We start from the raw sequence: 12,406 nt of genomic DNA on the forward strand, positions 1-12,406 counted from the left end.
CTGCCATCAATCCTCCACGGCCGCGGTGATCGCGTTCTGGAAGAGGTCGAAGTTCCAGAGCAGGTTGTAGTCCGGGTTCAGCCGCGTGGTCACTTCGAAGTAGGCTCCGACCAGTTCGTGGTCGCGATCGATCCAGTAGTTGACGCCCCCGGCGCCGGGGTGGCCGAACGTGCCGAGTGGCTGCAGGCTGCCGTCGAAGTACTTCCATTTCGTGGGCGACACGATTTGCCAGCCGTAACCCCACGACGCGCGCTCCATGACGAGGTTGAGCAGGAGCGCACCGAGGCCGGGCACTTGGTCACGCGTCATGGCCGCCACCGCGGCGGGAGAGAGAATGCGCGCGTCGCCGTAACGGCCACGGTTCAGAAACATTTGCCCGAAGACGGCCATGTCGCGCGGTGTGGAGAAGGCTCCAGCCCCGCCGTACGGCGTCCGCTGCCATTGGCGCGAGCCGATGCACGGCAAGACCGGTTCTTCAGGATTGCCGAACGGAATGTCGGGCGCGCGCTGCACCACCCGGTGCGACTCGGACTCCGGCACCACATAGTAGGTGTCGTGCATGCCGAGCGGATCGAAGATGCGCTCCCGTGCCACGTCCTCGAGGCCCCGGCCCGAGAGGCGCCGTACAATCTCGGCGAGCAACTCGTAGTTGTGGCTGGAGTAGACCATCACTTCGCCAACGCGCGCGACACGCGGGGCGTCCCAGAAGAGTGAGAGCCACTGGTGAATGATCGGGTCCAGCCCTTCGGGACACGGCGGCGCTTTAAAGCCGGCTGCGAGCTTCTTTGCCCTGTGCTCGATCCAGGGCGGATCGATCTGAAACGGGTAACCGGTGGTGTGGGTCAACAGGTGGTGGACGAGGATCTCGTCGGTGCCGTCGCCGGAGATTTCGGGCAGGTAGTCCTTCGCCGGGCGATTGAGTCCCAGGAGCCCATCCTCGACGAGCTGCATCACCAGCGTGGCGGTGATCGGCTTGGTGATGGACATGACCGGGAAGAGCGCGCCACGTTCGAGCGGTCGCGAGTCGGGTCCGGGGCCGAGGACGCCGAAGGCTTCGTTCAGCACGACTACGCCGCGCCGCGCCACGCAGACGCCGAGAGTGGGGGTGTGCCCCTCCGTCACCCAACGTGCGCATAAGTCGCGAGCGCGCGCGACTCGCTCGGGGAGCATGCCCACTTCCTTTGGAGAACCTGGTCGCAGCTTCGTCGTCATCCGTTCCTCACTTCCAAGACTTGGGGGTCGGCCTCGAAGGCCGCGCGGATCTCCGGGTCGGCGATGCGCGAGGACATCTCGTCGAGCAGCGCGCGGGCTGCGGCACGGTCGCCGCTCGCGCCCCGCTGATCTCCCGTGGCGTGGCGGGCGCGCGCGCGCGACGCCAGTATGCGCCATGTCCGCGTGCGAAAACTCTTCTCCTCGGCTTCGCGGATCGCCGCGTCGGCGCGCTCGAGGATCTCTTCCCAGCGCTGCAAGCCTGCCCGCGCGTGCAGACCCCATTCAAGCGCGATGAGGCAACCGCGCCGCTGTCCCAGCTTCCTGGCGCCTTCCGCCAATTGATCCGCGACGTCGACCGCTTGTGCAAACTCGCCGCGCGCGAGCGCCGCTTCGGCAAAGGCGAACGGCGACGGATGGAAACCGATCTCGTCACTTGTCCGCAGCACCCAGGCAGCGAGGTCGGCGCCGGCATCGCCGCGCCGCGCCGCGATGACCGTCAGCAGATCCACCATGCCGCGCTGCATCCACGTCCGCGACAGCCGCCCGGCTTCCGCCAATACCTCTTTGGCCACCGCTTCGGCACGGTCGAGGGCGCCGAGCGCCGCCAGCCACACCGCAACGCCGAACTCGCGCATGCAGCGCCCGAAGGGGTGGGCGTCGTCGGCGACCTCCTGCTGGAACGAGGTCCAGGCTTCGTCGAAACGGCCGAGATCGGTGAGCGCCAGGCCCTTGATGCTGGCGTACTGGACAGGAGGCGAGCCGAGCTGCTCAGCGAGGGTGACGCCTTCGTCGCAGGTGACCACGCACTGTTCGAAGTCGCCGCGCATCCAGTAGTGCCACATGAGCCAGAACAGATGCTCCTTCAGGCGCAATGGATCGCGGCGCGCCTCGAGGCGCTGGCGCAGGCGCATCGCTTCGGCATGCGCTTCACCGAGTTGCAGGAGCTTGATGCGGGCCGATGCGGCTTCGATTTCGAGCTCTTCGTCGCCGAGCGCGGCAGCCAGCAGGCGTGCCTCCTCGATGTTGGCAACCGCCTGGCTGTGGTAGTCCTGCCAGAAATCGGTGAACCAGCTCGTCGGGATGAGCGCCTGGCACATGGCGCGCTTGTCGTCGATGGTCTTCGCCAGCGCATACGCCTGCTCGTAGGAGGCGCGCATCTTCTCAGCGTATCCCTGCTCGTCGAGGGAGCGGATCCAGAGACCGCGGCTACGCATGAGCAGCAGTTCCACCTCGTGCGCGCGATTGCCGGACTGCTGTGCGGCGGCGAGCAGGGGCTCGATATCGGCGAGCGCCTCGCGGCCGCGGAAGAGATCGAGCTTGAGCTGGGCGCGTGCTTGCAGCACGGCGTCACGCTCCGCGCCGGACGGTGCGATCGCCAGCGCGTCGGCAAACGCGGCGAGCGCCTCGTCGAGGCGGGCCAGGCCGCGCAGCGCGCGCGCGCGCAGGCGTAAGACGCGCATCGCGGCTTCGGCGTCACTGTCGGGCAGCACGGTGCGCGCGGCATCGAGATCGCGCAGCGCGTCTTCGAAGGCGAGCGCGTCGAGCGCGCGCTCCGCGGCGCGCACCAGCCAGCTCGCGGTGCGTTCGCCTGGGGCTGCGGCGCCGGCCTGGTAGAGGTGATACGCGATATCGGGCGCATGGGCCTCGGCGTCGCGCGCGTGGAGTGTCTCCAGAGCGTCGGCCATGCGCAGGTGCAGCCGCTGCCGCCGCGCGGTGGAGAGCAGCGAGAGCAGCGTCTGGCGGATCTGTTCGTGCACGAAGGCGTAGCGCGCCTCGCGCCCGGTGGAAATGTCCTCGATGAGCGTGGCGCGTCCCGCCTCATCGAGCGCGTCGAGCAGGTCGTCCTCGTCCACGCCCTGGAAGGCGGTGAGCAAGTCGAAGCGGAAGGCCTTGCCCGCCAGCGCGGCGATCGTCAGGACGCGGCGGCAGTCGTCGCTGACACGCTCGAGCCGCTGTCCGATGACCAGGCCGACGCTGCGTGGTACGTCGGTGTCGGCGATCTGTACACCCGAGCGCCACTGGCCCGCCTCGTCGAACAGCTTGCCCGCCTCGTGGAGATGACGAAACACCTCTTCCACGAAGAACGGATTGCCTTCGGTCTCCGCGTAGACGAGCGCCACCAGCTGCTGCGGCGGCGTGCTGCCCGCACGGCCGGCGAGGACCGCGGCGACACCGTCGGCGGTGAGGCGACCGAGTCGGATCTCTTCGGCGAGGCGCTGGCGCAGGAGTTCAGGGAGGACGGCGGCCAGCGGGCGGCCGGGCTTGAGATCGGTGTCGCGGTACGTTCCCACCACCAGCACCGGGATCTGCGCGAGCCGCTGGGCCAAGTGTCGGATCAGGAGCAGCGTCGACTCATCAGCCCAGTGGAGGTCTTCGAACACGAGCAGTAGCGGTGTCGCACGCGCAGTGCGCTCGAGGAACTCGGAGATTCCGTGGAGCAGGTAGCGCCGCTCCTGCTCGGGCGGGAGTGAAACGGGCTCTGGAATGTCCGAGTAGCGCACGCGCAGCTCGGGCATGAGCTTGGCGATCTCGGGCGCGTTCTCGCCGAGTACCCGGCGGAACGCCTCGGGCGATCCTTGGCGCGCCGCCGCCTCGAGGTGCTCGATGGTGGGCAGGTAAGGCGGCGCACCCTGCTGGTCGACGCAGTGGCCGGTCAACACCATGAGCCCGAGCCGCTGCGCCGCGGCGGCCGCCTCCTCGACCAGCCGCGACTTGCCCACGCCGGCCTCGCCGCCGATCAGCATCAGCGTGCCGCTGCCTGAGCGGGCACGCTCCACCGCCTGCAGGAGCCTCGTGCGCTCCTGGGCGCGGCCGACGAACGGCGTGCGCTCGCTCCCCGAAAGGACGCCGCTGGCCTCGGCGGTTGTCCACGGCACCTCCCAGAGATGCCAGGGTGCGTCGATTCCCTTGAGTACGAACTCGCCGCGGTCGACCAGCTCGCCACGCGCGGTGCCGAGAACGCCGTGCACGGTATCGGAGGCGAAGATCCCACTGGCCGTCGCCACCGACTCGATACGCTTGGCGACAATCAGCGTCTCCCCGTGCAGGCCGCCATCCTCGCTCAGTACCTCGCCGGTATGCAGGCCGACACGGAGCTGCACGGCACTATCGGGTCGGTTGCGATTCCGGCGCGCGATCGCGCGTTGGATATCTTGCGCGCACACTACGGCACGCCGCGCCGACTGAAACGCCACCATGAGTCCATCGCCGGTGTCCTTGATGACGACCCCGCGTTGCTTATCGACTTGCTCTTGGGCCAGAGCGGCCAGCTCGCGCTCCACGGCCGTGGCGGCCTCGTCTCCCAGCCGCTGGTTGAGCAACGTCGAGCCGACGAGGTCGGTAGAGAGCACCGTGACCGTGCCCTCGGGGAGCGAGACCGTTTCAGCAGACATGGGGCCTTCCGTGTGCGCGGCAGTGTGCTTCACGTCCGTGGGGCGCCACCACGCGGGCGAAGACCGAATCGACGAGATTTGCGGCTTGGCACTTCGGGCATCTCATGAGGGTTCCCTTATCGCGTCATTTGCGGTTACGTCAGCGGAGAAACGCATCATGGTGTCGCTATCTCCACGGGCCACTGCACGGCGTGCATCGTGTAGGTGCCGCTCAACCCCTTCAGCGCCGCCTCCCGCGCGCCATCGAAGCGGATGTCGCCGGCGCTCTGGGTGAGTTCTTTGACCAGCGCCGATACCAGGACCTCGCCGCCCTGCGCCTGCGCCGCGATACGGGCGGCGAGGATCACCGCCTTGCCGAAGAACTTGTCAGCCTCGCGGATGGCTTCGCCGGTGTGCAGGCCGATGCGCACCTTGATGGGCTGCTCGGGATGGGCCGCGCTGTAGGCGGCCATCTCGCGCTGAATGGCGATGGCACACAGCAGGCCGCGGCGTGCGCTCGGGAAGGCAAGCAGGAAGCCGTCGCCTTGCAGCTCGACCTCGAAGCCGCCGTGGGCCGCCAGCTGCTCGCGCACGATGCGGTTGTGCTGGCCGATGACAGCTCGCGCTTTCAGATCGCCCAGTCGCTCGGTCATCGTCGTAAAACCTTCCATGTCGCTGAACATGATGGTCACCGTGCCATCGGGCGCGGCCTGCCCGCGCAAGTCGGGCTTCTTCGCGCCGACGGACGCGGCGACTATGTCGATGGAACGCTGTAGCTCGCCCGACTGCGCGCCTTGCGCGCGCAGCTTGAGCGCGAGTGCCATGTCGAGCCAGCCTTTGAGGCCGAGTTCTTGCGACGTGGCGAGCGCCGTGCCGAGGAGGGCGCGCGCCCGCTCGCGATCGCCCGGGCCGTTGCGGTCGAGCCGCATGCGGGCGTAGTCGATCTGTGTGCGCGCTGCCCAGGCGCGGGCGCCGAGCCGGCGGTCCATCGTTCGCGCATCTTCGAAGTGCCGCAGCTGCACGCCGCACTGAGCGCAGCTCAACGCCAGCCGCCCGCCGCATTCGAGGCAGAACTTGGCGCCGTCCGGATTTTCGTGTTGGCACGAGGGGCAGCGCATGGCTCAGACCTGCAACGCCTTCGCCAAGCGCGCCGCGTGGCCGGTGGCGCCGATCGCCTCGTACAGTCGATGCGCTTCGCGCAGATGATGCCCGCGTGCCACGGCGTCGCCGCACACGCGGGCCAACTCGGCGCGTATCTCGGCGATGAGCGGTTCGAGACCGCGCGCTCCCGTCTCCGCCACCGCAGCCGCCGCAGCTTGCAGCGCGTCCTCCACCGCTCCCCGAGCCCGCTGACCATGCTCGGCGCAGAGCGCGTAGGCCAGCGCCACGTACTGCTGCACGAGGACCTTCTGCCCGCGCTCCTTTCCCAACGCGATCGCCTCTTCGGCCAGCTGCCGGGCGCGCGCGGCGTCGCCCCGCCCGAGCGCCGCGCGGGAGAGCGTGGCCAGATTCAGGCTCTCGAACTCGAGACCGACGCGCCGCTCGCGCGACCGGTCGAGCACTCCAGAGGTTACGTCCTCGGCCTCCTCCTCATTCCGGACTCGCGACCCTTCGACCGTGCCCGGGACAGGCTGTCGACGCTCGACCGGAGCAGCGCAGGCGAGGACGCTGCCGTCGCGCACCGCCACCCCCTGCACATCGACCAGCTCGTCGATTAACTCGTCCAATTCGGTGCCGCGGAGCTCCAGCTCGCGGCCCAAGGCGCGCACGGAAAGACGACCTTGCTGTTCGAGGACCTCACGGGCGCGCTGCAGCTTGGCGACGAAGCTCATCGTGTCATCTCCTCGATGTGCGCCGCGAGGCGTGCGGCGTTGGCGCTCGCGCCCATCTCGCAGTAGAGGTCACGCGCCTGCTCCGGCTGGCGCCGCGCGTCGTCCAGCTGCCCATCGCGCTCGCAGAGCGCGGCACGCTCGACGTGGACGTAAGGGAGGTAGACGCGCATACCCGTCGTCTCGGCAACTTCGTGTGCGCGGTCGAGTGCTGCAGTGGCCGCCGCGACATCTCCTTCAGCCCTCAGCATTCGAGCCCGGGCCAACTCGAGCCGCGCCCGCGCGCCCTTCCAATCTCCAAGAACGACGAAGGCTTGCTCGACGGCGGTCCGGGCACCCGGGACATCTCCGCTGTCCAGCCGGGCGTCGGCGAGGTCGCCGAGTGCGCCGGGCACGAGATAGATTCCGACGCCGTTGGCTCGGGCCAGGTCGATCGCCCCGGTGAGATGTCTGATGGCCTCGGTCGCTGCTCCCCGACGGGCAAGCACCAGACCCAGAATCCAGTACACGTAGACGCGACCGAAGGAGGACCCGACCCTTTCGACGCCGTCGAGGGCGCTGCCTGCATGACGGAGCGCCGCCTCGACATCGCCGGCAAACGTCGCGACGCGTGCCAGCCCTGCCTCGCACCACGCGACCATCTCGGTTGCGCCGAGGCGTTGCAGGACCTCCCGGCCGTGTTCAAATGAGGCGCGGGCCTCGCCCAGGTGCCCACACTCGGTGAGGAAGAGGCCCCGGAAATGATGCGCGGCGGCATGGGGCACGTTGCCGAGCGGAGGGCTGCTCTCACTCACGCCGCAGGCGAACAGCTGGATTGCCTCGTGCACACGTCGCAGAGCGTCCGAGAGCTCGCCGAACACCCACTCGTTGAGGCTGGTGCTCCACAGCCCCCAGCACCGGAGGTCGTTGTCTCCGGAGGCATCGGCAACGCGGAGCATCTCCGCACCGAGCTGACGTGCCTGCCCCACTTTCCCCCGCATCGAGAGCGTGACCATGTACGAAGCGATGGCGTAAAACCGCGCCCGCGCTGTACCGATCCGATCGGCGAGCGCCCGCGCCTCTTCGAAGAGCTGTTCGGCGGCCTCCTCCGACATTCCTCCCACGCGGAACGAGGCGGCGGGCAGCCGCGCCCTGGCCTTGAACGCGATCTCGGCGGCGCCGTCGCCCGTAGCATCGGCTTGGAGCAGGCCGCGCACGCGCTCCCAGTGCCGGCACGCCTCCACGGGCGCATTCATGCCGGCCCATTCGGCGGCGCGCGCGTACCAACGGGCCGCGTCGAGGGCCTCGCCTGCCGCCTCGAAATGATGCGCCACGAGACTCGCGCGCTCGTCCAAGCGCTCCGTCTCACCTGCAGCGAGGGCGCGCGCCACGGCCGCATGGATGCGGGCGCGCCGCACGCGCAGCAGCGATTCGTAGGCGACCTCCTGCGTCAGCGGGTGTTTGAAGGAGTACTCCGCATGTGGGTAGAGGGAGGTCTCGTAGAGGAATTCGCTTGCGGTGGGCGTGCGCAGTAGGTCGGGGAGCGGCGTGTCGATCGGCGCGTCGGCGACGACCTGCTCGAGGATCGGGAGGCTGAACTCCTTGCCGATCACCGCCGCCGTTTTCAGGAGCAGCTTCGCGTGTTCGCCCAGGCGGTCGATGCGCGCGGCGAGGAGATCGTGGACGGTGGCTGGGATATCGAGGTCAGTGACCGGGCGGACGAGCCGCGGTGGCCCGCCGTCGTCGTGAACCAGGGTCCCCTGATCGCGAAGCGCCTGGACGACCTCCTCGACGTAGAAGGGATTTCCCCCCGTCCGTTGTCGGATGGTATCGCGCAGCGCCGCGAGCGACGGGGCCGTGCCGAGCAGCTCGCCGAGCAGCTCGTCCACGGCTTCGGGGCCGAGCGGGTGCAGCGGGAGTTGCTGGTAGTAGGAGCGCTGCATCCAGGCCGCGTGGAACTCAGGCCGGAAGTTGAGCAGCAGCAGGCTGCGCGTACCCGCCGTGGCCTCGACGAGCACCTCGAGCACGGACGCGCTCGCGTGATCGATCCAATGGAGATCGTCGAGCAGTATGACCGCCGGCTCGCGGCGGCTGCGCGCCTGCATGATACGGCGAAGGAGGCCCGCTTGCGCGCGCTCGCGCGCCTCGGGATCCATCCGCGGTGCCGGACGCTCCGGGTCCGGAAACCCGAGCATGTCGAAGACGAGCGGCAGATCGTCTCGCAGCGCATCGTCAAGCAGCACCAGTCGGCCGGCGACCTTCTCGCGCGCCGCCTGTGGTGAGTCCTGCTCGACGATCCCGAAGGACGCCCGCTGGTACTGGAGGATCGGAAGGAACGGCACCATCTGGCCGTGGGCGAGGCACTGGCCCTCGTTGACCGGAATGCCACGAGCCCGACAGCGCTGCGCGAACTCCCAGCACAAGCGGCTCTTGCCCGTACCGGCCTCGGCGACGACGCCCACCACTTGGCCGTGCCCGGCGAGGGCCTGCTCGATCGCGGCGTCGAGCACTGACATCTCGGCCGTGCGGCCGACGAAGCGCGAGAAGCCGCGGGCTCGCGACCGATCGAGCCGGCTGCGCGCAGTACCAAGCCCTTCGAGGGCAAAGACGCCGACTGGGGCGCGGACGCCCTTCACCGTGAACGCCCCGAGATCGCGGAACGTGAAGTACCCAGTGACGAGCGCGGCCGTGTGCTCAGTCAAGTAGATTGTGCCGGGCTCGGCCACCTGCTCCATGCGCGCCGCGAGCCCGACGGTGTGCCCCTGCGCGGTGTAGTCCATACGCAGGTCGTCGCTGATGGCACCGACGACGACCTCGCCGGAGTTGAGTCCCATCCGCGCGGCCAGACTGAGCCCGTGCGTGCGCCGCACCTCGTCGCCGTGCCGTCGCAGGGCGTCGCGCAGGTGCAGAGCGGCGTAGCAGGCGCGCTGGGCGTGGTCCTCGTGCGCGATCGGCGCGCCGAAGAGAGCCATGATGCCGTCGCCGGTGTACTGGTTCACCGTGCCCTCGAAGCGGTGCACGCCGTCGGTGAGAATTGCGAAGAAGCGATCGAGAATCGCGTGCCGCTCTTCCGGATCGAGCTGCTCGGCCAATTCCATCGAGCCCTTCACGTCGGCGAACAGGACAGTCACTTGCTTGCGCTCGCCTTCGAGCGCGGACTTGGATTGCAGAATTTTGTCGGCGAGATGTTTGGGCGTGTAGCTGCGTGGGGAGGGGTTGTTGGTTGTTAGGTTGTTAGTTGGTAGGGAAATGGTCTGGCTTTCAGCTTTCAGCTTGCGACTTTCGGCTACTAAGGAAGCGCCGCACTCGTTGCAGAACTTGGCCGCCGCCGGCAGCTCGGCACCGCACTGTGCGCACGGGAGTGCGAAGCCGCGGCCGCATTCGAGGCAGAACTTCGAGTTCGGCGGGTTCTTGTGGCCGCAGGTCGGGCAGTTCATTGGCTGGCCGCTCCTCTTCTCTTACTGTTCGCTGACAGCTGATAGCCGATAGCTGATTCGCTCCGCGTGTCCGGTCGCGTCCAATCCAGAGAACCGAGTGTTCGTCCCTTTGGCCCCGGCGTTGTGCCAGTCCCAGGGAGGCGGCCGTTCATATCGATCCGCTGGCGTCCGGTGATATCGTAAGAATCCATTGCATTCTTACGGTAGACCCGTGATGATGTCCTGCGATGGAAGCCGTCCCGCGTCTGCTCGCGCTCCCGAACCGTTCCTTCTTCGTCTTCGGTCCGCGCGGCGTCGGGAAGAGCACCTGGCTGCGACAGGTGTTGCCGCGCGAGACTCCGGTTTTCGATTTGCTGCGCAGCGACGTGTTCCTCGACCTCGTCCGTGACCCGGTGCTCCTTGAGGCGAAGGTCGGCCGGCGGGCCGCCGGCAGTTGGGTGTGCATCGACGAGGTGCAGAAGGCGCCCACCATTCTCGACGAAGTCCACCGACTCATCGAGGGGCGCAAGTGGCGCTTCGCGCTGAGCGGCTCGTCGGCACGCAAGCTGCGGCGCGGCGGGGCGAACCTCCTCGGCGGGCGTGCCGTCACGCGTGCCCTCGGACCGTTCTCGTTCGCCGAGCTCGGCCGGCGCTATGATCTCGACCGGGCGCTGGAGTTCGGCACGCTCCCACTGGTGGTGGTCAACCCCGACAGTGCCGCGGACACGCTCTCTTCTTACGTCCACACCTACTTGCGGGAAGAGATCCGCGAGGAAGGCGTGGTGCGGAAGATCGACCCGTTCCTGCGTTTCCTGCAGGTGGCCGGTTTGTTGAACGGACAGGAGTTTAGCGGCGGCAACGTCTCGCGCGACGCCCGGGTCCCCCGCAGCAGCATCGACGGATACTTCTCGATTCTCGAAGACACCCTGCTGGGCACCTTCCTCCCTGCGTATCGCCCTCAGGTCAAGGTGCGCGAGCGCGCCCACCCGAAGTTCTTCTGGTTCGACCCCGGTGTCGCGCGTGCGGCGGCTGGCTTGCTGCGCGATCCCGTGGATGCCGCGTGGCGCGGCGGGGCGCTGGAGACGCTCGTGCTGCACGAGCTGCGGACCTACAACGCGGTGGCGGCGAAGGAACGGCCGATCGCGTTTTATCGAACCGCTGCGGGATCGGAGATCGACTTCGTCATCGAAACCCGGCGGCGCACCACCAGCGTCCCTCCCCGTGTCGTCTGCATCGAGGTCAAAGCCGCGACGCGCTGGAAGCGGGAGTGGGAGGAGCCGATGCGTTCCCTGGCACGCACCAAGGGCATCACCGTGCAGCGGATGCTCGGGGTGTATCGCGGCACGGAGGTCCTGACGTTCGACCGCCTGGACGTCCTGCCCGTCCTGGAGTTCCTGCGACAGCTCCACGCCGGGATGATCTTCTGAAGCGCACGTCATCCGGCAAGCAGCATTTCGATCTGTTGCACACGCGCCGGCGCGCCGATTTCTGTGAAGAGCTTCTTCGCCTCGCGCGGCGCGCCTTCGCGCGCGCCGCTGTCGCCTACGAGGCGGGCGAGCTCGGCGCGGTCGAATAGGACGAGCGGCGCCAAGCTGGTCGCGCCGGTCTCGGCGATGAGCCGCTCGGCGTCGTCCAGGGCGGCGTGGATGGCGGGCCCGGCCGCGACTCCCTCTTGGATAAGGAGTAGTGCCAGCGCCCGCTGGGCGTAAACGAGATCCGTCGGCATGCCGATGCGCCGTCCCAGCGCGACGGATTCCTCGGCCAGGGCGCGAGCGCGCGTGAGGTCGCCCGCACCGAGACAGGCTTCCGCGAGCCACGACACGTACCGCGCTTCGCTCTCGAGCGCAGTGCGACGCTCACGAGCAATTGCGAGCGCATGCTCCAGCGACTCGAGATCGCGCGGCGCAATCGCAGTCGGCCCGATAGCGTCGTTTCCGTGCATCAGATGTTCCGGGTGGCCGGCAGCTTGCCCATTGCGCTGGGTCCCCCACGGTCGACCACTCGCATTGCCATCACAAGCTGACCCATCCGATCTCCTCAGCCCTGGGCAGCGGCGGCATTTCGTCCGCTGCGGCACAGGCCACGACCGTTACGAAGCGACTGCGCTCAGCGCAGCCAGACTTGTCTTATGGGTAAGCCCTTACTCCGCTGCCTGACTCAACGCAATGATGGGCCGGCGGCCGCTGGCATTCGGGTGTGCGACGAATCTGTGGGTAACGTGCAGCCGACCGGGCAAATCCTCACCTGTCTGACAGTACTGTGTACTGTCAGGCCGAGGCCCATGGCCGAAAGGGACGCAATTTGTCATCTTCCAGGCGCGGCGCCACTTCTTCAGCTGCTTCTCCCGCACGATTTGCGGTCTCTGCGCAGCCGTGCGCTTCGTAGTAGACCAGCTTGTCAACGCCGTACTTGGCCGAACAACCCTCCACCACCTTGCTCTTATGCTGCCACACCCGCGTTGCTAGCTGTGAGGTCACCCCAATGTACAGCGTGCCGTTCCGTTTGCTGGCCAGGATGTAAACGCAGAACTGCTTGTCCATAGCGCCAAACGCCAAACTGGATTCCCGCTTTCGCGGGAATGACGGCCATAACACCGAAC

At 68.0% G+C, this 12,406-nt stretch carries 7 protein-coding genes and 1 pseudogene; 1 reads left to right on the forward strand and 7 read right to left on the reverse strand.

What is annotated here, in order from left to right:
* Positions 1–6 precede the first annotated feature (6 nt).
* From HY699_23200 to HY699_23220, 5 genes are all read right to left on the reverse strand, one after another.
* The gene (locus tag HY699_23200; protein MBI4518714.1) at positions 7–1,170 is read right to left on the reverse strand and encodes a beta-lactamase family protein; all 1,164 of its coding nucleotides are present in this window, start codon (positions 1,168–1,170) and stop codon (positions 7–9) included.
* A 38-nt stretch (positions 1,171–1,208) separates the two neighbouring features.
* Positions 1,209–4,604, reverse strand: coding sequence for an AAA family ATPase (locus HY699_23205; protein ID MBI4518715.1), 3,396 nt, complete (start codon positions 4,602–4,604; stop codon positions 1,209–1,211).
* Between the two features lie 155 nt (positions 4,605–4,759).
* Complete coding sequence (locus HY699_23210) at positions 4,760–5,701, reverse strand: zinc ribbon domain-containing protein (GenBank protein MBI4518716.1); 942 nt, start codon at positions 5,699–5,701, stop codon at positions 4,760–4,762.
* A 3-nt stretch (positions 5,702–5,704) separates the two neighbouring features.
* Entirely contained in the window at positions 5,705–6,415 is a 711-nt protein-coding gene (locus HY699_23215; GenBank protein MBI4518717.1) for a hypothetical protein, read from the reverse strand.
* On the reverse strand, positions 6,412–9,828 hold the full coding sequence (locus HY699_23220) for an AAA family ATPase (protein MBI4518718.1): 3,417 nt from the start codon (positions 9,826–9,828) through the stop codon (positions 6,412–6,414). Before HY699_23220 ends, HY699_23215 begins: the two co-directional genes overlap by 4 nt.
* 227 nt (positions 9,829–10,055) lie before the next feature.
* On the opposite strand from HY699_23220, the gene HY699_23225 reads away from it, so the two are divergent.
* On the forward strand, positions 10,056–11,234 hold the full coding sequence (locus HY699_23225) for an ATP-binding protein (GenBank protein MBI4518719.1): 1,179 nt from the start codon (positions 10,056–10,058) through the stop codon (positions 11,232–11,234).
* Between the two features lie 8 nt (positions 11,235–11,242).
* Here the strand turns inward: HY699_23225 and HY699_23230 are convergent, their stop codons facing one another.
* Together HY699_23230 and HY699_23235 are read right to left on the reverse strand one after the other, a co-directional pair.
* Complete coding sequence (locus HY699_23230) at positions 11,243–11,749, reverse strand: hypothetical protein (protein ID MBI4518720.1); 507 nt, start codon at positions 11,747–11,749, stop codon at positions 11,243–11,245.
* Positions 11,750–11,947: 198 nt separating this feature from the next.
* Positions 11,948–12,347 (reverse strand): annotated as a pseudogene (locus HY699_23235) (GIY-YIG nuclease family protein).
* Positions 12,348–12,406: the final 59 nt, after the last annotated feature.

The organism is Deltaproteobacteria bacterium (assembly GCA_016210005.1).
Classification (GTDB): Bacteria; Desulfobacterota; Binatia; order HRBIN30; family JACQVA1; genus JACQVA1.

Excerpts from the sequence above, each read along its gene's own strand:
- HY699_23230 (MBI4518720.1), bottom strand. The coding sequence starts at position 11,749 with ATGCACGGAAACGACGCTATCGGGCCGACTGCGATTGCGCCGCGCGAT.
- HY699_23205 (MBI4518715.1), bottom strand. The coding sequence starts at position 4,604 with ATGTCTGCTGAAACGGTCTCGCTCCCCGAGGGCACGGTCACGGTGCTC.
- HY699_23210 (MBI4518716.1), bottom strand. The coding sequence starts at position 5,701 with ATGCGCTGCCCCTCGTGCCAACACGAAAATCCGGACGGCGCCAAGTTC.
- HY699_23225 (MBI4518719.1), top strand. The coding sequence starts at position 10,056 with ATGGAAGCCGTCCCGCGTCTGCTCGCGCTCCCGAACCGTTCCTTCTTC.
- HY699_23215 (MBI4518717.1), bottom strand. The coding sequence starts at position 6,415 with ATGAGCTTCGTCGCCAAGCTGCAGCGCGCCCGTGAGGTCCTCGAACAG.
- HY699_23200 (MBI4518714.1), bottom strand. The coding sequence starts at position 1,170 with ATGCTCCCCGAGCGAGTCGCGCGCGCTCGCGACTTATGCGCACGTTGG.
- HY699_23220 (MBI4518718.1), bottom strand. The coding sequence starts at position 9,828 with ATGAACTGCCCGACCTGCGGCCACAAGAACCCGCCGAACTCGAAGTTC.